This window comes from Streptobacillus canis (assembly GCF_009733925.1).
GTDB classification, from domain to species: domain Bacteria; phylum Fusobacteriota; class Fusobacteriia; order Fusobacteriales; family Leptotrichiaceae; genus Streptobacillus; species Streptobacillus canis.
In genome coordinates this window covers 91,750-118,400 of record NZ_WOEI01000001.1, presented here as the reverse complement: position 1 = coordinate 118,400, position 26,651 = coordinate 91,750, and the positions used below count along the sequence as shown (strand labels likewise).

32 protein-coding genes and 2 tRNA genes are annotated in these 26,651 nt (G+C 25.7%); 9 read left to right on the top strand and 25 right to left on the bottom strand.

Annotated features, from left to right (window positions below):
- Positions 1-6: 6 nt before the first annotated feature.
- From GM111_RS00650 to GM111_RS00610, 9 genes are read right to left on the bottom strand one after another with little or no spacing between them, the layout of a single operon-like run.
- The gene (locus GM111_RS00650; RefSeq protein ID WP_156298964.1) at positions 7-927 is read right to left on the bottom strand and encodes a phosphatidate cytidylyltransferase; all 921 of its coding nucleotides are present in this window, start codon (positions 925-927) and stop codon (positions 7-9) included.
- Positions 921-1,640 carry a polyprenyl diphosphate synthase gene (gene uppS, locus GM111_RS00645; protein ID WP_156298963.1) on the bottom strand — a complete coding sequence of 240 codons (720 nt, stop codon included), beginning with the start codon at positions 1,638-1,640 and terminating at the stop codon, positions 921-923. Before uppS ends, GM111_RS00650 begins: the two co-directional genes overlap by 7 nt.
- Complete coding sequence (locus GM111_RS00640) at positions 1,600-2,313, bottom strand: tRNA1(Val) (adenine(37)-N6)-methyltransferase (RefSeq protein WP_156298962.1); 714 nt, start codon at positions 2,311-2,313, stop codon at positions 1,600-1,602. The genes uppS and GM111_RS00640 overlap by 41 nt, the downstream gene beginning before the upstream one ends.
- A 49-nt stretch (positions 2,314-2,362) precedes the next feature.
- Complete coding sequence (dut, locus tag GM111_RS00635; RefSeq protein WP_156298961.1) at positions 2,363-2,800, bottom strand: dUTP diphosphatase; 438 nt, start codon at positions 2,798-2,800, stop codon at positions 2,363-2,365.
- Positions 2,772-3,185, bottom strand: coding sequence for a hypothetical protein (locus tag GM111_RS00630; RefSeq protein WP_156298960.1), 414 nt, complete (start codon positions 3,183-3,185; stop codon positions 2,772-2,774). The genes dut and GM111_RS00630 overlap by 29 nt, the downstream gene beginning before the upstream one ends.
- Before the next feature lie 8 nt (positions 3,186-3,193).
- Positions 3,194-3,901, bottom strand: coding sequence for a class I SAM-dependent DNA methyltransferase (locus GM111_RS00625; protein WP_156298959.1), 708 nt, complete (start codon positions 3,899-3,901; stop codon positions 3,194-3,196).
- A complete protein-coding gene (gene glmM, locus GM111_RS00620; RefSeq protein ID WP_156298958.1) occupies positions 3,898-5,259 on the bottom strand; it encodes a phosphoglucosamine mutase in 1,362 nt (453 codons plus the stop codon). Before glmM ends, GM111_RS00625 begins: the two co-directional genes overlap by 4 nt.
- The gene (locus GM111_RS00615; protein WP_156298957.1) at positions 5,252-5,884 is read right to left on the bottom strand and encodes a helix-turn-helix domain-containing protein; all 633 of its coding nucleotides are present in this window, start codon (positions 5,882-5,884) and stop codon (positions 5,252-5,254) included. The genes glmM and GM111_RS00615 overlap by 8 nt, the downstream gene beginning before the upstream one ends.
- 2 nt (positions 5,885-5,886) lie before the next feature.
- Positions 5,887-6,123 (bottom strand): DUF1858 domain-containing protein, encoded by a 237-nt coding sequence (locus tag GM111_RS00610; RefSeq protein WP_231479740.1) that lies wholly within the window; start codon positions 6,121-6,123, stop codon positions 5,887-5,889.
- A gap of 125 nt (positions 6,124-6,248) precedes the next feature.
- On the opposite strand from GM111_RS00610, the gene GM111_RS00605 reads away from it, so the two are divergent.
- Together GM111_RS00605 and GM111_RS00600 are read left to right on the top strand one after the other, a co-directional pair.
- A complete protein-coding gene (locus GM111_RS00605) occupies positions 6,249-6,974 on the top strand; it encodes an HAD family hydrolase (RefSeq protein ID WP_156298956.1) in 726 nt (241 codons plus the stop codon).
- A 15-nt stretch (positions 6,975-6,989) separates the two neighbouring features.
- Positions 6,990-7,502 carry a hypothetical protein gene (locus GM111_RS00600; protein WP_156298955.1) on the top strand — a complete coding sequence of 171 codons (513 nt, stop codon included), beginning with the start codon at positions 6,990-6,992 and terminating at the stop codon, positions 7,500-7,502.
- Positions 7,503-7,534: 32 nt separating this feature from the next.
- On the opposite strand, the gene dnaN is transcribed toward GM111_RS00600, so the two are convergent.
- From dnaN to GM111_RS00570, 6 genes are read right to left on the bottom strand one after another with little or no spacing between them, the layout of a single operon-like run.
- Positions 7,535-8,650 (bottom strand): DNA polymerase III subunit beta, encoded by a 1,116-nt coding sequence (dnaN, locus tag GM111_RS00595; protein ID WP_156298954.1) that lies wholly within the window; start codon positions 8,648-8,650, stop codon positions 7,535-7,537.
- 15 nt (positions 8,651-8,665) lie between these two features.
- The gene (locus GM111_RS00590) at positions 8,666-9,511 is read right to left on the bottom strand and encodes a sigma-70 family RNA polymerase sigma factor (protein ID WP_156298953.1); all 846 of its coding nucleotides are present in this window, start codon (positions 9,509-9,511) and stop codon (positions 8,666-8,668) included.
- Between the two features lie 10 nt (positions 9,512-9,521).
- Positions 9,522-10,523: an NAD(P)H-dependent glycerol-3-phosphate dehydrogenase gene (locus tag GM111_RS00585; RefSeq protein WP_156298952.1), complete on the bottom strand. Its 1,002-nt coding sequence runs from the start codon at positions 10,521-10,523 to the stop codon at positions 9,522-9,524.
- Positions 10,524-10,531: 8 nt separating this feature from the next.
- Complete coding sequence (plsY, locus tag GM111_RS00580) at positions 10,532-11,134, bottom strand: glycerol-3-phosphate 1-O-acyltransferase PlsY (RefSeq protein ID WP_156298951.1); 603 nt, start codon at positions 11,132-11,134, stop codon at positions 10,532-10,534.
- A gap of 1 nt (position 11,135) precedes the next feature.
- On the bottom strand, positions 11,136-12,500 hold the full coding sequence (gene rlmD / locus GM111_RS00575; RefSeq protein WP_156298950.1) for a 23S rRNA (uracil(1939)-C(5))-methyltransferase RlmD: 1,365 nt from the start codon (positions 12,498-12,500) through the stop codon (positions 11,136-11,138).
- Positions 12,487-13,668: a M20 metallopeptidase family protein gene (locus GM111_RS00570; RefSeq protein ID WP_156298949.1), complete on the bottom strand. Its 1,182-nt coding sequence runs from the start codon at positions 13,666-13,668 to the stop codon at positions 12,487-12,489. Before GM111_RS00570 ends, rlmD begins: the two co-directional genes overlap by 14 nt.
- A 119-nt stretch (positions 13,669-13,787) precedes the next feature.
- On the opposite strand from GM111_RS00570, the gene GM111_RS00565 reads away from it, so the two are divergent.
- Complete coding sequence (locus tag GM111_RS00565) at positions 13,788-14,567, top strand: IclR family transcriptional regulator (RefSeq protein WP_156298948.1); 780 nt, start codon at positions 13,788-13,790, stop codon at positions 14,565-14,567.
- Positions 14,568-14,588: 21 nt separating this feature from the next.
- Here the strand turns inward: GM111_RS00565 and acpS are convergent, their stop codons facing one another.
- Together acpS and GM111_RS00555 are read right to left on the bottom strand one after the other, a co-directional pair.
- Positions 14,589-14,930, bottom strand: a complete 342-nt coding sequence (gene acpS / locus GM111_RS00560) for a holo-ACP synthase (protein WP_156298947.1) — start codon at positions 14,928-14,930, stop codon at positions 14,589-14,591.
- The gene (locus GM111_RS00555) at positions 14,918-15,688 is read right to left on the bottom strand and encodes a TatD family hydrolase (protein ID WP_156298946.1); all 771 of its coding nucleotides are present in this window, start codon (positions 15,686-15,688) and stop codon (positions 14,918-14,920) included. Before GM111_RS00555 ends, acpS begins: the two co-directional genes overlap by 13 nt.
- 101 nt (positions 15,689-15,789) lie before the next feature.
- On the opposite strand from GM111_RS00555, the gene GM111_RS00550 reads away from it, so the two are divergent.
- A tRNA-Ser gene (locus GM111_RS00550) sits at positions 15,790-15,883 on the top strand.
- A 12-nt stretch (positions 15,884-15,895) separates the two neighbouring features.
- Positions 15,896-15,972: transfer RNA gene (locus GM111_RS00545), tRNA-Arg, on the top strand.
- A 223-nt stretch (positions 15,973-16,195) separates the two neighbouring features.
- Here the strand turns inward: GM111_RS00545 and GM111_RS00540 are convergent.
- The 7 genes from GM111_RS00540 to GM111_RS00510 form a co-directional block, all read right to left on the bottom strand.
- Complete coding sequence (locus GM111_RS00540) at positions 16,196-17,554, bottom strand: MATE family efflux transporter (protein ID WP_156298945.1); 1,359 nt, start codon at positions 17,552-17,554, stop codon at positions 16,196-16,198.
- 48 nt (positions 17,555-17,602) lie between these two features.
- Positions 17,603-17,866 (bottom strand): 30S ribosomal protein S15, encoded by a 264-nt coding sequence (rpsO, locus tag GM111_RS00535; protein ID WP_156298944.1) that lies wholly within the window; start codon positions 17,864-17,866, stop codon positions 17,603-17,605.
- 116 nt (positions 17,867-17,982) lie between these two features.
- Positions 17,983-18,900 carry a manganese-dependent inorganic pyrophosphatase gene (locus tag GM111_RS00530; protein WP_156298943.1) on the bottom strand — a complete coding sequence of 306 codons (918 nt, stop codon included), beginning with the start codon at positions 18,898-18,900 and terminating at the stop codon, positions 17,983-17,985.
- Positions 18,901-18,913: 13 nt separating this feature from the next.
- Positions 18,914-19,645 (bottom strand): diacylglycerol kinase, encoded by a 732-nt coding sequence (locus GM111_RS00525; protein WP_156298942.1) that lies wholly within the window; start codon positions 19,643-19,645, stop codon positions 18,914-18,916.
- A complete protein-coding gene (gene ybeY, locus GM111_RS00520) occupies positions 19,642-20,106 on the bottom strand; it encodes an rRNA maturation RNase YbeY (protein WP_156298941.1) in 465 nt (154 codons plus the stop codon). Before ybeY ends, GM111_RS00525 begins: the two co-directional genes overlap by 4 nt.
- 1 nt (position 20,107) lies before the next feature.
- Positions 20,108-22,150, bottom strand: coding sequence for an HD family phosphohydrolase (locus GM111_RS00515; protein ID WP_156298940.1), 2,043 nt, complete (start codon positions 22,148-22,150; stop codon positions 20,108-20,110).
- A 57-nt stretch (positions 22,151-22,207) separates the two neighbouring features.
- Complete coding sequence (locus tag GM111_RS00510) at positions 22,208-24,211, bottom strand: ATP-dependent DNA helicase (RefSeq protein ID WP_156298939.1); 2,004 nt, start codon at positions 24,209-24,211, stop codon at positions 22,208-22,210.
- Positions 24,212-24,323: 112 nt separating this feature from the next.
- On the opposite strand from GM111_RS00510, the gene rpsT reads away from it, so the two are divergent.
- From rpsT to GM111_RS00490, 4 genes are all read left to right on the top strand, one after another.
- Positions 24,324-24,590 carry a 30S ribosomal protein S20 gene (gene rpsT / locus GM111_RS00505; protein WP_156298938.1) on the top strand — a complete coding sequence of 89 codons (267 nt, stop codon included), beginning with the start codon at positions 24,324-24,326 and terminating at the stop codon, positions 24,588-24,590.
- A gap of 85 nt (positions 24,591-24,675) precedes the next feature.
- Positions 24,676-24,915, top strand: coding sequence for a type B 50S ribosomal protein L31 (locus GM111_RS00500; protein ID WP_156298937.1), 240 nt, complete (start codon positions 24,676-24,678; stop codon positions 24,913-24,915).
- Between the two features lie 71 nt (positions 24,916-24,986).
- A complete protein-coding gene (upp, locus tag GM111_RS00495; RefSeq protein WP_156298936.1) occupies positions 24,987-25,610 on the top strand; it encodes a uracil phosphoribosyltransferase in 624 nt (207 codons plus the stop codon).
- Complete coding sequence (locus GM111_RS00490; protein ID WP_156298935.1) at positions 25,610-25,852, top strand: RDAC family protein; 243 nt, start codon at positions 25,610-25,612, stop codon at positions 25,850-25,852. The genes upp and GM111_RS00490 overlap by 1 nt, the downstream gene beginning before the upstream one ends.
- A gap of 77 nt (positions 25,853-25,929) precedes the next feature.
- On the opposite strand, the gene rplA is transcribed toward GM111_RS00490, so the two are convergent.
- A complete protein-coding gene (gene rplA, locus GM111_RS00485; protein ID WP_156298934.1) occupies positions 25,930-26,637 on the bottom strand; it encodes a 50S ribosomal protein L1 in 708 nt (235 codons plus the stop codon).
- Between the last annotated feature and the right edge of the window lie 14 nt (positions 26,638-26,651).

Here is a 26,651-nt window from a genome sequence, read left to right as displayed (position 1 = left end):
TTACTCCTAAATAAAGTATTTAACAAAATAATAAACTATAGGTAAAACAAATAAAGCACTGTCAAATCTGTCTAAAAAACCTCCATGCCCCATTAAAATTGTACCACTATCTTTTACTCCAAATTCTCTTTTAAATTTAGATTCAAATAAATCTCCAAGTACTGAAAATATTGCTATTAATATTGATAAAATAAATAATTTTACAATATTTTCTGAGATTAATACAGAATCTATCTTTTCAACATAAGTTAATATTTTTAAATAAGATAGAATATTTACTAAAAAGTTATAAATATGTTCAAAAAATAAACCAACAAAGAATACTCCTAAAATTCCACCAATAAATCCTTCAATTGACTTTTTAGGACTTATTTTTTCTGATAATTTCTTTTTGAATATTTTACCACCTATAAGCATTCCAACAATGTAAGCAAAAATGTCTGCAGCCCAAATACTAAAGAATGAATAAAGTAAAATTATTCTTCCGCTTTCTAACCCTTCTCTTATCGATACCATATATGAACTAAATAAAGGAATATATATAATCCCAAAAAGTGTTAACATTAACTCATTAGTTGAATTCTTTATTTTAGACGATAATATTTGAATTATTGCAATTAATAAAGTAGAAAATACAATATATCCTCCAACATCAAAACTTATATTTTCTTTATTTAATATTTTCATATATCTAAAGAAAAAACTTATATCTTCTCTATAATAAATAAATATAGGTAAAAACATACCTAACAAAATACCTGTTTTATAATAAACTATATTACCTTTATTCTTTAATATTGTGTAAAATTCATGTAAAGCTATTGCAATTACAACAACATTAAATGCTAAAAATGATATTTCGCCTGATAAAAAAATATATATTAATAATGGTACTGCTAATATTATTACTAGTAGTCTACTTAACATTTTATCCCTCCAAATCTTCTATCTCTTTTTATATATGAAAATATTGCATTATGCAACTCTTCTTCAGTAAAATCTGGCCATAATAACTCACTAACATATATTTCTGAATAAGCCATTTGCCAAAGTAAAAAATTACTAATTCTATAGTCATTACCTGTTCTAATAATTAAATCTACATCTGGTATAAAACTATGATATAAATTTTTTGAAATATTCTCTTCATTTATTTCTAAATTTTGATTTATAATTTTTTTCACAGAGTCAACAATTTCAAGTCTACCTCCATAATTAAAAGCAATATTTAAAACAAGTTTATCATTATTTTTTGTTAATTCTTGAATATAATCAATTTGTTTTATTAGAGTACTTGATAAATTATCTCTACTTCCACTTATACATACTCTAATTTTTTCCTTCATAAACTTCTCTTCATTTATTTTAAGGTACTTATTAAAAAGTTTCATTATAGTTGTTACTTCTAGTTTTGGTCTTTTCCAATTTTCAGTAGAAAATGCATATACTGTAAGATACTTAATTCCTAAGTTTGCAACATGCTCAATTACTTCTTCTAATTTTTCTGCTCCTACTTTATGACCTTCAGTTCTAATTAAATTTCTTTTTTGAGCCCATCTACCATTTCCATCCATAATAATGCCTATATGTTTAGGAAATTTATCTATATAATCCTTCAATATATTCACTTCTTTCACCATCATTTCTATAAATATAAATTGGCTTTTCTAAAACAAAACCACTTTTAGCACCTTTAACTATTTCAACCATACAAATCAATGATGCATCATCATTAACCTTTGTATAAACTGGCTTAACTTTTTTAATTACAAGACATGTGCCATTTAAATATCCAATTATTTCTGCTAATCTTTCTGTTCTAAATATTAAAAATAAACTGGCATTATTTTTCAAAAGATAAATAGACATTTCTAAAATATCTTTTATACTTAAACTATCTTCAACTCTTGCACTTCTTAATTCTAACTTCTCTTTTAATTGATTTTCATCTTTATGTGTAAAGTACGGTGGATTTGAAACAATAATATCAAAACTTTGTTCTTTTAAAAAATTTCTATAATTTAAAATATCATTATTGATAAATCTTACATTTTGAATATTATTAGTTATAATGTTTAAATTTGATAAATCACAGGCTTCAGAATTTATTTCAACACCAATTATATCTGCTATTGTTTTTTTACTTAATAACATAGAAATAATACCAAACCCAGATCCAATTTCTAATATATTTTTTGTTTTTCTATTTATCTTTACATAATCTGAAATTAACATAGAATCTAATGTTAATGATTGTAATCCTTTTATTTGCTCAATTTTAAGCCCTGCAACATTAACAGTATATTTTTCCACAATTATTACTCCTTACATAGACAAAAAACTATACCTAAGTATAGTTTATTTATTTTTTCCCTGTACTTCCAAATCCACCTTGATTTCTTTCAGTTTCATTTAAAATTTCAGTTAATACAAAATTAGCTTTTATATATGGTGCAATTACAAGTTGTGCAATTCTTTCAAATTTTTCAACAACATAATCCTCTTTACTGTGATTATGTAATGCAACCATTATTTCTCCTCTATAATCACTATCTATTACACCAACTTTATTTGAAGGAGCTATACCTTTTTTTAATGCTAATCCACTACGAGCATATACTAATCCAACTAATCCTTCTGGTATTTCAAGTGATAAACCAGTTTTTACCATCACAGTTTCTCCTGCTTTAATTAATAGATTTTCATCTATACATGCATATAAATCTGCACCTGCTGAAAATTCTGTCCCATAAGTTGGTATTACTGCATTTTCATTTATTTTTTTTATCTTTACTTCCATTATTTTTCTCCTTTTTAGCTGTTATTTTCTTTATATCATTATATAGAGTCCAATATCCAGTCAATATTCCAAGGAGTATTAAACCTATAATTACTAAGTCATTTTTCTCAAATCCAAATTTTTTTTGTGTAACAAAATATATAGTTAAAAGTAGGATTATTGGAGCTAAAATTGTATAAACAAAACCTGTTGCAAAAGATAAATATCTACTTAATTTAGATTTTGCAGGAGCAATTTTAGGATCAACATATTCCTCTCTTACTTCATCTCCATCTTCATCCACAGACCTATTATTTGCTTTTTCTTCTTCAACACTTACATTAAATTTAGTTTTAGATAATAACTCACTAAATTCATAATCTTTCATTTCTTCAATGTTTTTCATATATATCCCTACTTTTTACATACTAAAAATAATCTTGATTCACCATATTCAGAATTTCTTGCAGTATCAAATAATTTAAAACCTTCATTTTTTAAATTTTCTAATACTAAATCAGTATCAAAAATCATTTTATTATGAGTTTCTGAGTACTTTCTATATAAATCATTTTCTTCTTTAACAAATATTGTCATTTCAACTATATGTTTAAATTTTTTTATTTTTTCATGTCTCATAATACATAAATACTTATCTGTCTCATCTATAAATAAATCATTTTCAAACATTTCATCAAATATGCCTTCTTCAACTATATCAAAAATGAAAATACCATCATCTTTCAAACTATTTTTTACAATCTCTAAAAAAGATTGAAGGGATTTTAAATCATGAAAATAATTTACAGTATCAAAATTACACATAATTAGATCAAAATCATTTCCAAAAGATTCTTTTGTAATATCTCCAACTTTAAAATCAATATTTACATTATTAAATTTAGTATTTGCAATTTCTATCATGTCTTCAGATATATCAACAGCAACAACATCATGCCCATCCTTTGCAAAAAAATTAGCCATAGTTCCTGTTCCACATCCTAAATCTAACACTTTCATTTTTTTCTTTTTTGAAAAAGATTTTAAGAATTTAAACCATGAATTATAGTCAACAAAATTCATAAATTCATCATATATTTCTGCAAATTTTTTATGTCTCATTGTAATTCTTCCTTAACTTTCTTAACTATATCATTTAATACTCTTTCCATAGTTTCTTTTGTTTTTGCTTCAACCATTACTCTTATTAAATTCTCTGTACCAGACGGTCTAACCAGTACTCTACCTTCTCCTAATATTTCTTCTTCTTTTTCTATAATAAAGTTTACTAAGTTAGTATTTTTATCCCAATCTTTTTTCTTTTCTTTAGCTACTGGTACATTAATCATATCCTGTGGCCATAAAGTTATTTCTTTTCTTAACTCACTTAATTTTTTACCAGATTCAATAAATGCTTGCATTAATTGTATACTACTTAATACTCCATCCCCTGTAGTATTATGGTCAAGCATTACAACATGTCCAGATTGTTCTCCACCTAAATTAAGAGCTAATTCTCTCATTTTTTCAAGAACATATCTATCTCCAACGTTTGCTCTTATCATTCTAATTCCATGTTCTTCAAGATATTTTTCTACTCCCATATTTGATAATACAGTCATTACTACTTTATTTGAATTTAACATTTCTTTCTTTTGTAAATTTAAGGCTAGTATTGAAACAATAATATCTCCATCTAGTATTTCTCCTTCTTCATCAACAACTATTAGTCTATCTGCATCCCCATCATATGCTATTCCTATATTTGCATTGAATAATTTAACTGCTTCACATAATTTTTCAGGATGTGTTGAACCACATTCAACATTTATATTTTTACCTGTAGGTATATTATTTATAACTTGTACTTCTGCACCTAAATTTTGTAACACTTTTGCCGCAACTCTATATGCTGCACCATTGGCTGTATCTATTACTACTTTATATCCGTTAAAGTTAGTTTTTACAGTTGTTTGTAAGAATTTTCTATACATTCTTAAATAATCTTCAACAAATATAAATCTACCTAATTTTTCTCCATGTACTAAATGTTTCATCAATTCTTCTCTATTATCCATTAATGCTTCAATTTCTAATTCATCTTCATCATTTAATTTAAATCCAGAATTAGAAAATATTTTAATTCCATTATCTTTAATAGGATTATGAGATGCTGAAATCATTATACCAGCATCAGCATTTAATGTTCTAGTTAAAAAACTTACTCCAGGTGTAGGTAATACTCCAACAAAATCTACATTTACTCCCATGGCAGTTAATCCAGCTGATAAAGCTGATCTTATCATATATCCAGAGATTCTAGTATCAGTCCCTAAAATTATTTTTGTTTTTTCATTTGGTTGTTTATCTTTTCTTAAATAATATCCTAAAGCTAATCCTAAATTTGTAACTAAATCTATACTTAAATCTTTATTAGCTTCTCCTCTTATTCCATCTGTTCCAAAGTATTTTCTACTCATAGTCATCCCTCCACGGACTATATTTCCCAATAATAGTCCCGATAATATTTATTCTTTTATTATGTCTTAATATTTTTTTTGATTTTTCTTTATTTAAATAAGTTAACAATATTTTTTCATCTATAATTTCTATTTTACAAAAATCAATTTCTTCATCTATTTCCATTAAACAATATTTATTCAAATAATCTTTATATTCGAAATCAACTTTTTTTATGTATATATATTCATCTTTAGAAAAATATCTTAATTTATTTGTTAATACTTTTACTAAATATGTGTCTTTGTATTTCTCATCAAAATCTTCAAGAACCACTATACCTTCTTCAAGATTAATTTCATATCCAAAATCAGTGTATTGTGCCTGAATTTTGATAGGAATAGAATCTTTTTTTATTACACCCGTTTTTCTAAAAATTTCATACTTCATAATTAAATCAACATCAGTTTTTGAAATCTTTAAAAAACGTATAATCTTATCTAAAATATTTTTCGAAGCTGTTCTTTTATTATTAATTATTCCATTAACATATTGCGGTGTTACATCAATATTTTTAGCTAGAAATAACTGATTTATATTTTTATCTTTTAAATATTTAGTAATTACTTCACCAGTAGTTATCATAATTATCCTCTATTTTCCTTATTGTTTTCTTCTTCTTCCATTTCTAAGATCATATTTATTTCTTCTAATATTATATCTGCATCTAAACCATGTAATTCAATACCCTCACCTATAGTCTCTGCAGTTGAAATTACACACCCTGAACATCCTAATCCATAACGCATTAAAATATGTGCTACTATAGGGTATTTTTCAACTACTTCATCTATATTCATATCTTCATGAACTCTTATTTTCAAACTAATCACCTCATAGCTAAATTATACTATAAAAATGCTTTTTTTTCAATTTAAGATTTAATATAAAATTTGCTTTTAACTAAATCTTGTGTTATACTTTTAAAAAATAATTAAGGGTGATATTTATGAAGAAAATTGCTGCATTTTTTGATGTAGATGGTACTATCTTTAGAAATTCCTTGCTTATTGAACATTTTAAAATGTTAATTAAATTTGAATTCATCGATGAAGCAAGTTTTGTTGGTGATATTAAATATAAATTTAAAATGTGGGAAGAAAGAAAAGGAAGTTATGATGATTATCTTGAAGAACTTGTTGATATTTATGTTGATTGTATTAAAAATATAGATGAAAAAGATATCAACTATGTCGCACAAAGAGTTATAGAAAATAGAGCTGAAAAAATATATACTTATTCAAGAAATAAAATTAAAGAACATTTAGATAATGGACACCTCGTTATTATTATTTCAGGATCTCCATCTTTCTTAGTTGACAAAATGGCAACAAAGCTTAACGCTACTGATTTTATTGCCACTGAATATCTTTTAGATGAAAATAATAGATATAGTGGAAAGAATATTCCAATGTGGGATAGTAAAAGTAAAATTAAAGCAATAAATGACTTTGCTGAAAAATATGATATAGATCTAAGTAAATCATATGCATACGGAGATACAACAGGAGATTATGGAATGTTTGAAATGGTTGGTAATCCAATAGCAATAAACCCAGCCAAAAGATTATTTGAAAAAATATTAAATAATAAAGACATTAGAGAGAAAATAAAAATCATCGTTGAAAGAAAAGATATGGTTTATATTTTTAATCCAGATGTTGACTATTTATAGTTTGAAAGGAGCAATATGAAAAATATTAAAAAAATCTTAGGAATTACAACAGCTTTTGGTGCGCTTTTACCTTTATTAAAGGTTACAGTTAGCCCATCAGGATTTGAAGCTAAAGCTATTACTTTAGGTTTAGTAAACCTGGGGATAAAACCAACTATAGCAGCTTTTGTTATAATAGCATTATCACTGTATGTATTTTACTTATCTGATTTTTTACAAGAGAAATTATCTATTGTTTTTGCAACAGTTAACTTAATTCTAGTTTTAACTGTTTCAATAATATTTAGAATGGAAGTAAAACAAGTATTTAACCAAAATCTTACAGTTAAATTATTAAATGTAAATCATTCTTATTCATGGGGATGGATAGTACTATTCGTTGGTACTTTAGGGTTATTTGTGATTTCATTATTAGAATTCAAAAAATCTAGAATTCCAAAAGAAATTACACCTACACCAGAGAATAAAACTGAAATAAAGGAAGAAACAAAAGTTGAAACACCTGTTGATAATGAAATAGAATTATAAAAAAAATGTTCTCAAATTGAGAACATTTTTTATTATATTTGTGTTGGTGCTACTAAATATATACTCTCCTTATTGTTTTCTACATTTAATAATACCGGTGTTCTTTCATCAAACATCTTAACCTCTACAACAGGACTTTCAGAAATTGTTGATAAATAATCTAAAATATATTTAACATTTAAAGCAATCCTTAAATTCTCACCTTCATAAATACAGTTAATTTTCTCTTTTGAAATTGCTAAATCATTACTTCCTAAAACTTCTAGTTGATTATCTTCAAATTCAAAGATAGCTATATCTTTTTTATCATTGTTATCTTTAACAAAGACTGAAACTCTTTTTAGAATACTTATTAAATCTCTTGTATTTAACAATGCTTTTTTATTATTTCTAACTGAATTTAATAATGTTTTGTAATCAGGGTATTGAATTTCTACTAATTTAGTTAAAATCTCTACATCATTAAATTTAAATAATATTCTTGTACCTTCAGATTTAAAAGTTAAAGTTTCATCTTCAATAATTTTCATTATTTTTGTTAAACTATTTACAGATCTTAAAGGTATACTAATACTTAAAGTTTCTAAATTAGCTTTTTCAGCAAATTCTTTATTTAAGAATATTAATCTATGTGCATCAGAAGAAACAAGTTTAATTCCTGTATTATCTATTTCAAATCTAATGGAGTTTACAGCCAATCTATCTAAATTAACAGAAGCTGCAAATTTAACTCTTTCTAAATCTTCATATAATTCTTCTCTTTTAAATGTGAATTCTAATCCATTATTAATTGTTGGTTCATTTCTCTTTTCATATTCATAAATTGAAAATTCTGAACTACTTTTACCAGAAATTATGGAAATTTTCCCATTTATTTCTTTTATTTCAATAATTTCTTGATCTAGTTGTTTTAAAAATTCTTCCATTAATTTATGTTTAATTATAAATTCACCTTTTTCTATAACTTCACATGGCATTTCTGCTTTGATGTATAATCCTTCTCCCATTGCTTTTAGAAGTAATTTATCATCTTGTGTTTCAATGAAAATACCTGAATTTATCCCATTAGCTTTATCATCAACAATTGCATTATCAACAATTTGTATTTTCTTTAGAAATTCTTTTCTATTAAGTCTAATATTTAACATAAACTACTCTCCCTCTTAATACATATATTTATATTCTTCTAAATTCTTCTTTAATTTAGTTATTGCCTTTTTCTCTATTTGTCTAACTCTCTCTCTCGTGATATTTAATTTTTCACCTATTTCTTTTAGAGTATGAATTTTATTATTTGCTAACCCATATCTTAATTCAAGTATTTCTTTTTCTCTTGAATTAAGTGTCTCTTCAAGTAAATGATACATTTCAGATAATTGATCATTTCTAATTATATCATCTTCCACATTATCATTTTGTCCTATAACATCTTCTAAAAATATATTATCTCCAATTGCATCATTTAAAGATATTATTTCTTGGAATTCATTTTGTAACAGTACAACTTTAGAAGGTTTCATACCTAATACCTCAGCTATATATTCTGCAGAAGGTATATCACCAAATTCATTTTGATAACTTTCTATTACCTTATTTACTTTTGATAATTGTTCATATTTATATGAAGGAATTCTAATATCTCTTCCTAAATTAACTATGGCTTTTTTTATAGTTTGTTTAATCCACCAAACAGCATAAGTACTAAATCTTAATCCCTTTGTATAGTCAAATTTATCAATAGATTTAATTAACCCTAAATTTCCTTCACTTATTAGATCTATTAATGGTAATCCATTACCTAATAATTTCTTTGCTTCAGATACAACTAATCTTAAATTTGATAAGATAAGTAAATGTTTTGCCTGTTCATCATTCTCTTCTCTAACTCTTTTAAATAATTCAACCTCTTCTTCAGCAGTTAGTAATTCGTGACTTTGTAAGTCTGAAATATATAATGAAATTAGGTTAATATTATTTTCATTACTGTTAGTTACTTTATTTTCTTCCATCTCCACCTCATTAAAATTCCGATCTTAATTCTCTTTCCATAAATGTTTGTGTTAGAGTACTTATATCTTTATCTTCATATAATAACTCATATAAAGCTGTAAAAATCGGTGTTCTTATTTCATGTTCTTTTATTATTTCATAAAGTGCTTTAATTGTTGTAGCTCCTTCAGATACCATCTTCATTTCATGAACAATATCTGCCATTTTTCTACCTTTACCAATTTGTTCACCTAAATATCTATTTCTACTATGCTTACTTGTACATGTAACTATCATATCTCCAAGACCTGTTAATCCCATAAATGTAGTTGGATTTGCTCCTAGAGTTGTACCAATTAATACTATCTCATTCATACCTCTAGTTAATAAAGCCGCTTTAGTATTATCTCCATATCCTAATCCATCACAAATTCCAGCACAAATAGCAAGACAATTTTTTATAGCTCCTCCAAGTTCTGACCCTATTACATCAGTTCCTGTATAAACTCTTAAAGTATTCGTATTAAAAACATTTTGAACAACTTTCGCAGCCTCAACATTTTCTGAAACTGAAAGTATTACAGAAGGCATATTATTTACTACTTCTTCTGCATGTGTAGGTCCTGCAAGTAAAACATATTCATATTCTTTATCACTTAAAACTTCTTCACAAATTTTAGATATTGTAAGTCCTGTAGATATTTCTATTCCCTTTGCAACATTTACTAAAATATATTTTTTATTCATACTATGTTTTAATGTTAATAAAGTATTTCTTAAAAATTGCGTTGGTGTTGCAAGTAATATTATATCAATAGATTCCTTTTCTAAAATTTCATCATAGTCATCAATTATTTCTATGCTTTCACTTAATTTAAAACCTTTTAAAAAATTCTCATTTTCTCTTTTTTCTCTCATTTGTTTCCTATATTCTTCATTATATTCCCATAGAAAACATTTATGACCTTTTTTATCTAATAAGTAAGTTAAAGCTGTCCCCCAGCTTCCACCACCAATTATTAATATATTCATCTAACTCCTCACTTTTTATTAGCTTTATCAAAAAATTTTGCCTCTTGTTTATTTATTAAATTAATAATATTAGATTTATGTCTAATAATTACTATCATACCAATAAATATACCAAAAATTGTGTATACATAGTTATTATACAATATATAAGTTAAAATTGGAAGGAAAAATGCACAACTTATTGAACCAATTGAAACATATTGTGTAATAATTACAATAGCAAAGAATAAAATTAATAATAAAGCAATTACTTTAGGTACTAAAACTAAAAATACTCCTAATGATGTAGCAACAGCTTTACCACCTTTAAATCCTAAATATATACTATAACTATGTCCTAAAATTGCTGCCATTCCAATTAAAACTATTGAAATATCATCTAAATTCATTTTTTTAGCAACTAAGACAAATACTGCACCTTTAAAAACATCTAATATTAAAGTTAATACTCCTAATTTCCATCCAAGAACTCTTGCAGCATTTGTTGAACCAACATTACCACTACCATATTCTCTAACATCTATATTTTTAAATAATTTACCTATCCATAAAGCATTAGGTATAGAACCTACTAAATATGCTAAAACAACTAAAATTAATACCTTAAACATATTACTCCTTTTCCATTAAAACTAAAGTCTCAATATGATGTGTTTGTGGAAACATATCAAAACCTTTTATAAATTTTAAATTATATCCATACTCTTTTAAAATTGAAATATCACGCGCAAGTGTTGTTGGATCACATGAAATATATACCAATCTTTTAATTCCACTCTCGTTTACTTTTTCTAATACAAATTTATCTATTCCTTTTCTTGGAGGGTCAAAGACTATGTAGTCTATTTTGTTATTTTCTAATACTTTTGTAATAGTGTCTTCAACTTTTCCTATAATAAATTCTGTATTTTTAATATCATTTTCTAAACTTGTGTGTATAGCAGCTTTTACTGATTCAGGAACTAATTCTAAACCAATAACTTTATTTGCCTTTTGAGCCATAATCATAGCTATAGTACCCGTACCTGAAAAGGCATCTATTACATTTTTTTCTCTATAATCACCTAAAAATTTTAAAGCTTCACTGTATAATTTTTCTGTTTGCTTTTTGTTTATTTGGAAGAATGAGTTAGGAAATATTTTAAAATTAATTCCAAAAATATCTTCAATTATAAATGAAGCACCTATAACTTTTATGAATTCATCTCCAAATATTACATTATCTATTTTATTTTTTATAGATATATATATTGATTTTACTTCTTCATTTTCTTTATAGAAGTCAAATAATGTCTTTTTTAAATGATTTAATGCTGATTTACCATTTACAACAATAACCAACATTACTTCGCCTTTTTCGTTATTTCTTATTACACAAGTTTTTAGAAAACCAGAATTTGTAATATCACTAAAAACTTTAAATTCTTTTTTAGTTCTTTTAAAATAATTCAATTTAATTAATAGTTTATCTAAAACTTCTGTTGCAACTTTAGATCTTAAATTTACTTCTTCACTTGTAAATATTTCATGAGATTTTTTCCTATAAAATCCTGTCTTTATCTCTCCATTAATTTTTACAAATGGTTCAGCAACTTTATTTCTATAATTAAAAATATCTTCAGATTTTTCTACATAAATATCATCTTTAACATCTTCTTTTGCATTTTTTTTCATAATATCTTTTAAAATTTCTGATTTATATTTTATTTGCGCATCATAATTCATCATCGCAAAATCACAACCTGAATAGTCTTCAAAAGATAATTTATCAGTAGATATTCTATCTACCGAAGGTTTATTTATTTTTTCAATTAGACCTCTTGCATAAGTTTTTTTTACTGATATTATTTTTATACTTAATTCATCACCAGGGACAGACATAGGTACAAAGACTACTAGATTATCATATCTTGCCATTCCTTCCCCACCAAAAACTAATTTTTCTATTTTAACATTAATTATATCATTTACTTTCATTTAAATACTCCAACGCATTTTTTAATTGAACCATCATTCCAACTTTTATTGCACTTTCATCTACTTTAAATTTTGGATGATGCAAATCATAAATTGCACCAATCTTTTCATTTCTAATTCCAACTCTAAAATATGAGCCTTCTATTACATCTAAGAAATATCCTACATCTTCTGCATCCATTCTTGATTTTTCAATAATTTCACAATTATTTTCACCTAAAATATCTCTGACATTTTTTTCTAAAAATACAGTTTTTTCATCATTATTTATAACAGGGATATAGCTATCTTTAAAGTTAATATCTATAGTTGCACCCATACTTTCAACAAATTTAGGTAATTGTGTTTTTATTTCATTTACTATCCATTCTTTTAAGTCAAGTGTTAGTGTTCTTATAGTCCCCGTTAGTACTGCTTTATCTGCAACTATATTTTGCGCAGTTCCTGCATTAAATGTTCCAACCGTTATAACAGCACATTCCCTAGCATCTATTCTTCTACTTACAATAGATTGTAAAAATTCTATTACTTTTGATCCTATTACAATTGTATCTATTCCTAGATAAGCTAAAGCAGCATGAGATGATACACCATTGATTGTTATTACAAATGTTGATGAAGTTGCATGCAATTTTCCATATTTAATTCCAACTTTACCTACTTCTATTTCAGGTGCAACATGGAAACCATATATAGCATCTGCTTTAAAATCATCATTAACTCCAGCTTCTAGCATTCTTTTGGCTCCTCCTACAGTTTCCTCTGCAGGTTGAAAAAAGAATTTGACACTTCCTTTCCATTTATCTAAATTATTAGCTAATATTTTTGCTACACCTAATTGAACACTAGTATGCACATCATGTCCACATGCGTGCATTACTCCTTTATTTTTAGAGTGAACTTCAAAATCACTTTCTTCTAATATAGGTAAAGCATCTATATCTGCCCTAAATGCAAGTATTTTACCTTCACCATTTTTAATATATGCATATACTCCTGTATCTGCAACCCTTTTGTATTCTATATTATGTTTTTCTAAAAATTTAATTATATATTCTGATGTATTATACTCAAATTCACTTAATTCAGGATTTTCATGTAAATACCTTCTATGTGATACAATTTCATCATAAATAGACTCTACTGTTGTTTTTATAAAATTATTCATAAATTTTTCACTCCATTTTCTTTATATTTTAACATAAATACAAACGTTTATCAACTAAATACCGATAAATACTTGCTTTTAAGAATTTTATGAGATATAATTAATCTAGAAAGGAGTGTATGAGTAATATCATACAATTTAATATGTCTGTACAATCAATTGATAGAGCAATGAATTTACTAGAAATATTATCTCAAGGGACAAATATTTCTTTATCAGAATTATGTAAAAAAAGTAAGTTAAATAAAACTACTACATTCCGTATTCTACACTCATTAAAAGAAAATGGATATGTTAAGCAAAATAAAAAAGGGCAATACTCTTTAACATACAAAATGTTTAGAGTAGGAAATAGAGTTGTTCAAAATATTGATTTTGCACAACCAGCAAAAAGCTACATCACAAAACTTGCAGTTGAAACTAACCAAACTATACATTTAGTTATTAGAGATGGTAGTCAAATCTTATATATCGATAAGTTTGCTCCAGAAAATACTTCTAATACTATGGAATGGTCTAAAATCGGTAGACGTGCTCCTATGCACTGTACTTCTGCTGGTAAAGCTATACTTGCATATTGCAGTGAAGAAGATATCAAAAATATCTGGAATCAAACTGATATCATAAAATACACTGCAAGAACTATAGTTAATCTTGATACACTAATGGATAATTTAAAATTAGTTAAAAAGAATGGATATGCTGTAGAATATGAAGAATATGAATTAGGCTTATATTGTATTGGATGCCCAATATTTAATGCAAGAGCTGAAGTATGTGGTGCTATAAGTATTTCGATACCACTATCAGAAAAAGAAAATTCCAAAGCATTCTTCGTTGAAAAAATAAAAGAATGTTCTAAAAAAATATCAAAAAAATTAGGTTATGAAGTAATATAAAAAATAGCATTTTTGAAAATGCTATTTTTTTAATACTATATTTGCTATTGCTAATGTCTCTGTATGACTTAATGATAAATCTCCCTCAATTAATTTACCATCTACATATAAAAAAGGTTTGCCTTCTTCATCATTTATTACCTCAATTTTTTTTAAGTTAATATCCGTTATTCCACTTCCCACTGCTTTTAAATACGCTTCTTTTGCAGCATATCTTGCACTATAGGATTCATATTTATTTTTTTTACTCTCACAATATTCAATCTCTTTTTCACTAAAAATTTTTTTCAAAAAAAATTCACTTCTTAAAATAGCATTTTCTATTCTTTTTACCTCAACTATATCTACGCCTATTTTATACATACATTATACACCTTCATTGCATTTTCAGTTGTTTTTATTTTTACTTCCTCCACTTTCATTTCTTTTAATTCAGCAATTTTTTCAGCAACATAAGACACATATGTAGGATTATTTAATTTACCTCTAAATGGTACTGGTGTTAAATATGGAGAATCTGTTTCAAGAACAATTTTATCTATACTTATTTTTTTAACCAATTCATGTGTAATCTTATTATTTTTAAATGTTACTGTTCCACCTATACCAATATAAAATCTATCCAGAAGATGTTCTATCATTTCAAAAGTTCCTGGATAACAATGTAATATTCCTCTAACTTTCGGATATTCATTTATAATTCTTATTGTATCTTCTAAAGCATCTCTTGTATGAACTACAATAGGCTTATCTACTTCAATAGCTTTTTCAATTTGCAATCTAAAATATTTTTCTTGTTCTTCTTTAGGATCATTCATCCAATAATAATCTAAACCAATTTCTCCTATTGCAACTACTTTTGGGTGATTAACTGCAAAATCTAACATTTTATTCATGTCTGCTTCATTATATTTAGAAATATCACATGGATGATAACCTACAGTAGCATACATAAATTCATATTTTTCTGCAAATTCAATAGACTCTAAGGTACTCTCCATATCACAAGAGATATTTACTGCAAAATCTAATTTATCTTTCATATCATCTATTATTATTTGTCTATTTTCTTCATAAAGTTCACTATATAAATGTAAATGAGTATCAACTAAATTTTTCATATAAGCCTTCTTTCTTTTTTTTATTTATTATAACACATTTTATATTGACAATACAAAAAAAATATAGTATACTTATTAAGTCTAAAAGAGATATATCGTGTGGATAAGTGGTAGAGAGGCCGAATACACTTCCCTGCTAAGGAAGCATCCGGGCATAAACCTGGATCGTGGGTTCAAATCCCACCTTGTCCGCCATTTTTTTTATTTGTACCTATAGCTCAATTGGATAGAGCGTTTGACTACGGATCAAAAGGTTGCGGGTTCGACTCCTACTAGGTACGCCATTTAAACTATAAAAGTGTAGCATTTATAAGGGTTTGAGGGTTTTGAAAAAGTAAAAGCGTTCTAAAAGCGTACTAAAAAAATAAAAGGGCTGTTCTGAAATAGCTCAAAAAATAATGGAGAATTCTAGAAATTTTTAGAATCCTCCAATTTTTTTTATAATAATTTATTTTTTTATTAAAATTCATATTTTTATACAACACTAAATTGAGGGTTATACCCCCTTTATATTTCTAACGTTATTTTCATAAATTCCATTTGTTTTTTCCAAGCTATTATAAATACTACTATTGATACAATTCCTTTAAATACCATAGAAAAATGTATAGTCCACCATATTGCTAATAACCCGAAAATTGGTAAGGTTATCATTATTATTGGTATTCTTAAACTTGTACCAACTATACCTATTATATTAGGTTCTTTTGTTTTACCTACACCATTAAATGCTCCTGTAGTTATAATTTCAATTCCTTGAGGTATTTGTGCAAGTCCTATAATTGTAAGATATTTTACACCTTCTTCGATTAATTTTGTATCTGTGAAAAACATTGAATATAAAGGTCTTGCGAAGAATACAAAAATAGCTGTAAGTATTAAACAAAATCCTGAAATACTCATTATTGATACCTTATATATTTTAAGTATTCTATCATATTTCCCAGCTCCATAATTATGCCCAATAAATGTTGCAACTGCAGCAGCAAAACCTCCTGCTATATTCCATGAAAATGATTCAAATTGTATACCTAATCTTTGAACTCCTAAAATACTTTCATCAACATCTGCAATCATCTTAGCTATAATTATCGAAATAAACGTGAATAAGGCCTGACTAATACCACTAGGTAGTCCAAGTCTTATTATCTTCCTATAGTACTTCAAATCGTCTAATTTAAAGAATTTCATATTTCTAAATACCGAATTTCTTCTCTTTAAGTATAAAAATAAAAAGATTACTGATAATAATTGTGAAAATACAGTTGCAATCGCAGCACCTTTTATACCAAAGGGAAAAATTCCTAAAAATATATAATCTAAAAATATATTTAATATTACTCCTGAAGATAAAAATATAAATGGACCTAATGTATCTCCTTCTCCATTAATTATTGCTGATAAATTTTGTGATAAAAATAAAAACGTAAACCCAAATGAAGATATTCTTAAAAAATCTACTGCTGGATATAAATAATTTGGACTTTTTACTCCTACCATTCTAATTAAATACTCTGCAAAAATATATGTAAATAATCCATATATTAATGAAAATACAACCGATATTATTAAAGATACTCTAGCGTATCTTTTAGCTGAATTCTTTCTATTTGCACCTATAGATTGTGCTACATATATTTGTGCACTATTTTTTGTAATAAATAATAATGCATAGCTTAAACTAATATAAAAACTTGCTGCTGTAGCTGAACTTACAGAATCATCACCTAAATATGAGCTAATAAATTTTATATCTGTTAAGTTATACAATATTGACATTAAAGAAGTTAAGATTATTGGTAAAGCCAATCTAAATAGATTTACCCCTATACTTCCTTCTGTTAAACTTAATCCTCTTCTTCTCATTGTTACTCCATTATTTAAATTTAAAAAGGAACTTTACGTTCCTTTTTATTATTTTCTAATTCCTAATCTTTCGATTAATTCTCTATACTCATCTAAGTTTCTATTTTTGATGTAGTTTAATAATCTTCTTCTTTTTCCTACTAATTTTAATAACCCTGCTCTTGAGTGAACATCTTTAAAGTGAACTTTTAAGTGTTCAGTTAAGTGAGCTATTCTTTCTGATAATATTGCTACTTGTACGTTAGCTGATCCTGTGTCTTTTTCATCTTTTCCAAATTCTGCGATAATTTGTGATTTTGGTTTCATTGCCATTTTATTTCCTCCTAAATATATATTATTTAAACCAAGCATATATTTGGCAAAAATATATTCTTAGTATAAATTCAAAGTTATTATATCACACCTTCAAAATTATTGCAAGTATTAATTTATCTTGCATTTATTGCATCTGTTAATGGTGGAACTACTTGTTTCTTTCTTGATACTACTTGTTTTAAAACTATAGTGTTATCATTTACTTTTTCATTAAATGCTTTTTCTACTATTTCAGTATTATTACCAACTACTAATCCTAATGAATCATTAGTTAATATATTTGTAATTACAAATAAAACAAATGTTAAACTTTCTTTTTCTAATAAATTATTCATTTCTACTAATAATTTTTCTTTTCTTTCTAACATTTCTGCTTCATTTACTGTATTAACTTGTGCAATAGCCATTCTTACATCAGAAACTTCAAATATTTTCATATCCATATTTAATAATTCTACTTCTGTTTTAGAACCTAAATTAGTTCCAGCTTTTAACATTTCTAATCCATATTCATCTAAATTTACTTCAGCAAGTTCTGCCAATGCTTTTCCTGCTTCAACATCTTTTGGTGTACATGTTGGTGATTTAAATAATAAAGTGTCAGAAATTATAGCACTTAACATTAATCCAGCCATTTTTTTACATGGTTTAATATTATTTTCTTTATACATATCAAATAATATAGTTGCTGTACAACCAACTGGCTCAAGTCTCATGTATAATGGATCTGAAACGTTAAAATTAGCTACTCTATGGTGATCTATTACTTCTAAAACTTTTGCATCTTCAAATCCATCTGCAGTTTGAGTTCTTTCATTATGATCAACAAGTATTACTGATTTACCAGCAACATTATCAATTAATTCAGGTGCTTCAACACCAAAATAATTTAATACAAATTTTGTTTCTTCATTTAAATCTCCTAATCTTTTAGGTTCTGCATTCACTCCTAAATCCATTTTTAAATGTGAATAAACAATAGCTGAACAGATAGTATCTGTATCAGGATTTTTGTGTCCAAAAATAATCATCTTTCTCTCTCCTCTAATTTATTAATGTTCCAAATTTATATAATAATTCTAAAATTAAAAAACTAATTCCAAAACCTAAAATAGCCCCTACAACAACTTCTTCAACTGTATGTATTTTTGATTTTACTCTACTTTGTGCAACTAAAATTGCCATTAAAAATACCAATGTAATTATTCTAGGATTACTTGTTAAAAATAAGACTATTGCAAACATTGCAAAAGCAATAGAAGAATGTCCGCTTGGCATACCACCTTCAAGTGATGTTCCCTTCTTTAAATATGATTTTATTAAAATTACTGCTAACGAAACTAAAGTTAAAATTATCATAGTTACATTACCAATTCTTCCTACTAATTTAAAGAAATTATCTCCATTAAAGTATAAGGCAATTAGTCTATCATAAAATACTAAATATCCAACACATAAAGAACCAATTGCATTAACTAGTACAGCCCCTGCAGATACATCTTTTACAATTTTAGCTACTTCACTATATTCTGGTGAAACTAAATCTACTATTTTCTCTAAAGCTGTATTAATAAGTTCTGCAAAAATTACCAACGTAATCATTATTATTATAAGCATAATCTCAAATTTACTAATATCTATAATCAAACTTAATATTAATACCATTATTGCAAAGAAAATATGTATTTTCATATGAAATTCATTTTTTATTGCATGAAGTATACCATTAATTGCATTATTAAAACTTTCTATTTGTGATTGTTTTTTATTATTCATATTTCCCTCGTATAATTGAATTCAGATAAATAAAATTCTTCCTTTTCTCTCATAATTTTTTTATCTTCTTCTTCTATATGATCATAACCTAAAATATGTAATAATCCATGAACTAATACATAATAAAATTCACGTACTACACTATGGTTATATTCTTTACATTGTTCTTCCACTCTATCTAAAGAAATAACAATATCTCCTATTACTTCTACACCACCAAAATTTTCTGTTTCATTGTATGCAAATGAAATTACATCAGTTGGTGCATCTTTCTCTCTATATTCTTTATTAATCTCTTGAATATTATCATTGTTAGTTAGTAATAATGATACATATAAGTCTTTTTCAGAAAAATCTTCTCTTTCATGTATGATAACAAATTCAGCAAATTCAATTATTTTTTCTTCATTGATGTATTCCCTTTTTTCAACATCTTGATAACTAATATCTAAATCTAACATATTAATTTCCTTTCTTATACTGTATTCTTTCATGATAAATTCCACGAATTATATTTAAGAATGCTTTTGTAACTTTCTCTATTTCTTCCATAGTCATATCACATTGTGATAATTGTCCATCTTCAAATTTTGATTTAATTAAATATCTAACTACTTTTTCAATATTTTCAGTACTTTTATCTGCATTAGCCCTTACAGCTGCTTCTATTGTATCTGCCATCATTATTATACCTGATTCTTTTGTTGTAGGTTTTGGACCTTCATATCTAAAATCACTTTCTATAACTGCTTCTTTATTCTCTAAAGCCTTATAGTAAAAATATTGTACTAAAGTTGTACCATGATGAGATAAAATAATATCTAATATTTCATTTGGTAAATTGTATTGTTTTCCTAAAATATATCCATCTTTTGTATGAGAAGTAATTATTAAAGCACTAAGCGTAGCTTTTAAATTATTATGTGGATTTTCAATACCATATTGATTTTCAACGAAATATTCAGGTCTCTTCATTTTACCAATATCGTGATAATATGAAGCAACTCTACATAATATTGGATTTGCATTAATTGCTTCAGCCCCTGCTTCCGCTAAAGCTCCTACCATTAAACTATGATGGAAGGTTCCAGGCGCTGTTAATAATAAATTCTTTAATAAAGGATTAGAGAAATTAGATAACTCTAATAATTTAATGTCTGTTAGTATTTTAAATGTATTTTCAAAATACGGTAATAAACCTAATGAGAATATCCCCATTATTAATCCTGATATTAAAGTTATAATTACTGTAGGAATAATTTGAATAAGGTCAATATTTGAAATTAATCCTAAAGCAAATACAACAAAACTTTGTATCATTCCAATATAAATACTATTTTTAACTATTTCATTTCTACTAATTACTGATTTATTGATATAAATTGTTAATAGACTTAAAAATATAACTGCTATTGACCATTTAAGATCTTGTAATACAAATATGTAGTTAAACGTTATTAAAGAAATAGTAAATATCCAATTTTTAACTAGTACACTCCCTATAATTGCTGTTAAAAGGTATGGTACAAAATATTTAAGATTATTATTATTGTATAAGAATAAGTACATTGTATTACTAAAAATTAATGTTAATATCATAGGGTAAAATGACATAGACATAAAGTCATCTTTCAAATACTTTATCGCATAATTAAAGAAAATTCCTGCTAAAATAACAAAAAGTATTATTTCGCCTATTATTCTTGTTAACCCATCACTTTTATTAACATATCCTAAATTTTTAAGATTATCATAAATTGCATCGGTAATTAAATTACCTTCTTTTAGTATTACATCTCCCTTTTCAATAACAACAACGTTATTTCTAAGGTTTTCCATATTTTTCTCAATTTTTGCAAGTGTTTTAAATTTATTTATTTCTAAATTAGGTTCTATAAAGTTCATTAAAAGATTTTTTTCTTCATCTGTTAATACTATTTGTTTTTCTGCTAAAATCTTATTGAAATCCGATTTATGTGCTATACCACTTTGGTAAATTTCATCTAAAACATTAGATAAGAATAAATAGTATTTAACACTTTTACTTATACCAATTGTTCTTACTTCCTGTATACTTAAATTCAAGTTATTGCTTTTTATAAATTCTAAAATTTGTTTATCACTATTTAAATCAATCTGATTAACATTTTGTAAAAATTGATCTAATCTATCTAATTGATTCTTAGCAACATCTTCTATCTCATCATATTCAGGAGCTGTATTTTGTTTTATTTTTTGTTTTAGTTCATCATCAAGTATATCTTTTGTATAACTTATGCTTTTATGTGCAATAACATCGTTTTTAGCTATAGTTCCTATAGCATAGTTAGTTGAATTTTTATTAACTACCATAAAAACAAAGAAAATTGCAACAGTAAGAATATACATAAATACTCTTCTATTTACATTTTGTTTAAAAAGTTTTTTTATAAAATATTCATTATTTTCTTTTTTATTATCTGATATATTTATTTGTAATGTTTTACCTAAAAAGTTAATTTTCATTTCTGTACCTCAACTTCTATAATATTAATATATTATACCATAAAAATGATATAAAATCTATTTACTTAGTATATCTTCTAAATCTAATATTTCAATATTTGCATTAGGTAAAGATTTTAATATAGTCTTACCATATCCTTTTTGATGTATTCTTTTATCAAGAATAATTACATTACCTCTATCTTCTTTTGATCTAATTAGTCTACCAACACCTTGTTTCATTTTAAGTACTGCATATGGCAATTGATATTCTCTAAATGCACTATTTGGATTTATTGCATTTAATCTTTCACAAATACTACTAACTATTGGATCATCAGGAACTTGAAATGGTAGTTTAAATATTATAACATTACTTAGTGCTTCTCCTTGTACATCTACACCTTCCCAAAAACTATCTGTTCCAAGTAATATACTATTTTCATTTTCTTTGAATATTTTTAATAACTCCATCCTTTCAAATTCACCTTGTGTTAAAACATTTAATTTACTACTTTTCTTTTTCAAATATTCACTAACATATTTTAAATCTTTATATGATGTAAATAATACAAATGTTTGACCATTATTTTTTTCAACATACTCATGAATAAATTCAGCAGCCATTTCATTAAACTTAATTTCATTTGGTAATGGTAAATTATTAGGTAAAAAAATATTCATATTATTCTTATAATCAAATTCTGACGGAATATTTCCTTCTATAACTTCTTCTATACCAAGATTATTTTTAATATATTTAAAACTATTGCTTACACTTAATGTAGCTGAGACCATTATTACTTTTCTTATCTTTTCAATAAAATTCTCACCAAATGCTTTTGAAATTGTATATGGTGTTGCATTTAATATTGGAAATACGTTATCATTTTCCAAATTAATCCAATAAATATATTTTTCAAAATCTAAAGTAAATATTTCTTGTAACACATTTAAGTAAAAATCTAAATTTGTATATATATTATTTACTAATAATCTTAAATTATCTTTATCAAAGTCATCTCTTTCTTCTAAGAATTGAGTTAATCTTAAAATTTCTTTTTTTAAAATTAAATTTGAGCTGAAAACATTCTCTAAAATATCAGTAACATTTAAACTTCCAATATCTTTAGTAAGAATTCCACTTTGTGTTAAATTTTTATATTTACTTACTATACGTTTTCTTAATTCAACCAAATCATAATATATTTTATTGATGTTGTTATAGAAAAGGTCTTTAAGTTCATCTGCAACTAAATCACTAGTACCATTAGCAATATTATTTATTATCCTAGGTATTAAACCTGCATTTAAAATATCTTTCACATTATTAGAATATAATTGTCCTATAATTTTAAATACTTCTTTAAAACTAAAAGTTAATGAAAAATATTTTCTAACTATTGCTTCTAAATTATGTGCTTCATCTATTACTACTAAGTCATAATTAGGGATTAGACCTATATTACCTTCTTGTTTAATTATGAAATCTAATAATAAAATGTGGTGATTTACGATAAAAACATTACAGTTCTCATTCTTATTTCTAGACGAATAAAAATAGCATGACTTGTAAAATGGACATTTTGTTGAAAAAGTTGTATCTTTATCTGACTTTATTTCATTCCACAATTCAGCTGCTATCCTATATTTAATATCACTTTTATCTCCTGTTATTGAGTTTTTTATTGTATCTACAAGTTCTATATATTTATCATCTTCTGATTTCATAACTAATTCTTGTAATTTTCTCTTACATACATAATTATTTCTACCTTTAATTAAAGTATATTTTAAGTCTTCACCAAAAATATTCTTCAATAACGGTAATTCTTTATTAAGTATTTGATCTTGTAAATTTAAAGTATTAGTCGAAATAACAATATTTTTACCTTCTGTTAATGCAAAATCTATTGATGGTATTAAATAACCTAGAGTTTTACCAGAACCAGTTTCAGCTTCTAATAATACCGGTATATTATTATCAATACCCTCTTTTATTATTTTAGACATTTTAATTTGATTTTCTCTTTTTTCAAAAGAAAACTCAGAATAAAGTCTAGTATATATATTTTCTATCATATTTTCACCCAATAAAATTATATCAAATAAAAAATAATAAAAAAAGACTTGATTTTAACTGTTAAAAATGTTAAAATAACTTGTTAAATTGTGTATAAAGGAGGAAAACAGAATGGCACATACTAAATCATCTAAAAAAAGAATCGTGATTGGTGAAAGAAATAGATTAAGAAACCAAGCAGTTAAAAGTAGAGTAAAAACTTTTGTTAAAAAAGTATTAGCAGCAGTAGATTCTAAAAATATTGATGATGCTAAGGCAGCATTATCTGTAGCTTATAAAGAGCTTGATAAAGCAGTTTCAAAAGGTGTAATGAAAAAAAATACTGCATCAAGAACTAAATCAAGATTAGCTACTAAAGTTCAAGCTTTAAACGCATAAGCTACTCATTTGTATATTTATACACAAATATAAGTGTTAAAATATATTCATAAATTATATAAGTTTTATGAAAGGAGTCCGTAACATGAAAAAAGGTATACATCCAGAATACAGATTAGTTGTTTTTGAAGATACAAGTAATGGGGAAAGATTCTTAGGAAAATCTACTAAAGCATCTAAAGAAACTGTTGAATTTGAAGGACAAGAATATCCAGTTGTTAAAGTAGCAATAAGTTCTACTTCTCACCCGTTCTATACAGGTAAATCTAAATTTGTTGATGAAACTGGAAGAGTTGATAAGTTTAAGAAAAAATACAATTTATAATATAATACAGAATTACTCTTTCAGTAATTCTGTTTTTTTAAAATCAAAAAAACATATATAGGAGGAAAATTATGGCAATTTTTGAATACAAACACCCACTAATAAGCCACAAATTATCAATTTTAAGAAATGAAGAAACAGACACTAAATTATTTAGAGAAAGTTTAAATGAAATTGCATCATTAATGGTTTATGAAGCAACAAAAGATTTAAAATTAAAAAATATTACAGTAAAAACACCAATACAAGAAACAACTACACAAGTATTAGACGAACCTGTTACTATAGTACCAATTTTAAGAGCAGGATTAGGAATGGTAGATGCAATGTTAGCACATATACCAAATGCAAAAGTTGGACATTTAGGTGTTTATAGAAATGAAGAAACATTTGAACCTGTATATTATTACGCTAAAATGCCTTCTAACGTAACTGAAAGTAAAGTTTTAATTGTTGACCCTATGCTTGCAACAGGAGGATCAATAATATATACTATTGACTATTTAAAATCAATAGGGGTTAAAAACATATCTGTATTATCAATTATCGCAGCCCCTGAAGGAATACTTGCAATAAAAGATAAACATGATGATGTTGATTTATATATCGCTTCTATTGACAAAGGATTAAATGAACACAAATATATTTATCCAGGATTAGGAGATGCTGGAGATAGAATCTTCGGTACTAAATAATGGCATTGATATTTGACCATATTATTGAAGCTAACAAGATTTTGTTTGAATATGGATATAAATTATCACTAAAGGATGCATGTGGCGCTAGCTGCCTACAATTAAAGAATTTAGATGGTACAAGAATAACTACAAGTGTTGATCCTTTAATATATACATTAATAGATGATCATTTTAAAAAGTATAATTTAATTATTGAATATAGTCAAAGTAAAGAATATTTATTTGCAAAAAATATGTAGAGAGTATAAAAACTCTCTATTTTTTTACAAAAAAAAGAAGACATAATGTCTTCAATTTTTATTTAATAACTTTTTTCTTATTTGTTTGAGAATCCAGCAGCTAATAATGGATCAATTTTGATTCCAGGTCCCATAGTTAATGAGATAGCAACTGTTCTTAAATATTGCCCTTTTGAAGTTGCAGGTTTTAATTTAATTATTTGTCCTAATGCAACTTTAAAGTTTTCAACTATTTGTTCTTTTTCGAAATTTACTTTTCCAATTGGTAAGTGAATTGATCCTAATTTATCAACTTTGAATGCAACTTTACCTTTTTTGAATTCTTCAACTGTTTGAGAAATATTAGTAGTAACTGTTCCTGATTTAGGGTTAGGCATTAATCCTTTAGTTCCTAATACTCTTCCTAATTTTCCTAATTTAGGCATCATGTCTGGAGTCGCGATTACTAAATCAAAATCCATCCATCCTGCAGAAATTTTGTTAATGTATTCTTCATCTCCAGCAAAATCTGCTCCTGCAGCTAATGCTTTATCGATGTTTTCTCCTGAAGTTATTGCTAATATTCTAACTGTTTTACCAGTTCCGTGAGGTAAGATTACTGTACCTCTAACTTGTTGATCCGCATGTCTTGGATCTACTCCTAATCTAATTGCTAATTCAACTGTTTCTACAAATTTAGCACTCTTTGTATCAAATACTAATTCTAAAGCTTCTTCTGGTGTGTAGATTTTTAATTTATCTACTTTTTGAGAAATTTCATTATATCTTTTCCCTTTTTTTGACATTATTTTTTTCCTCC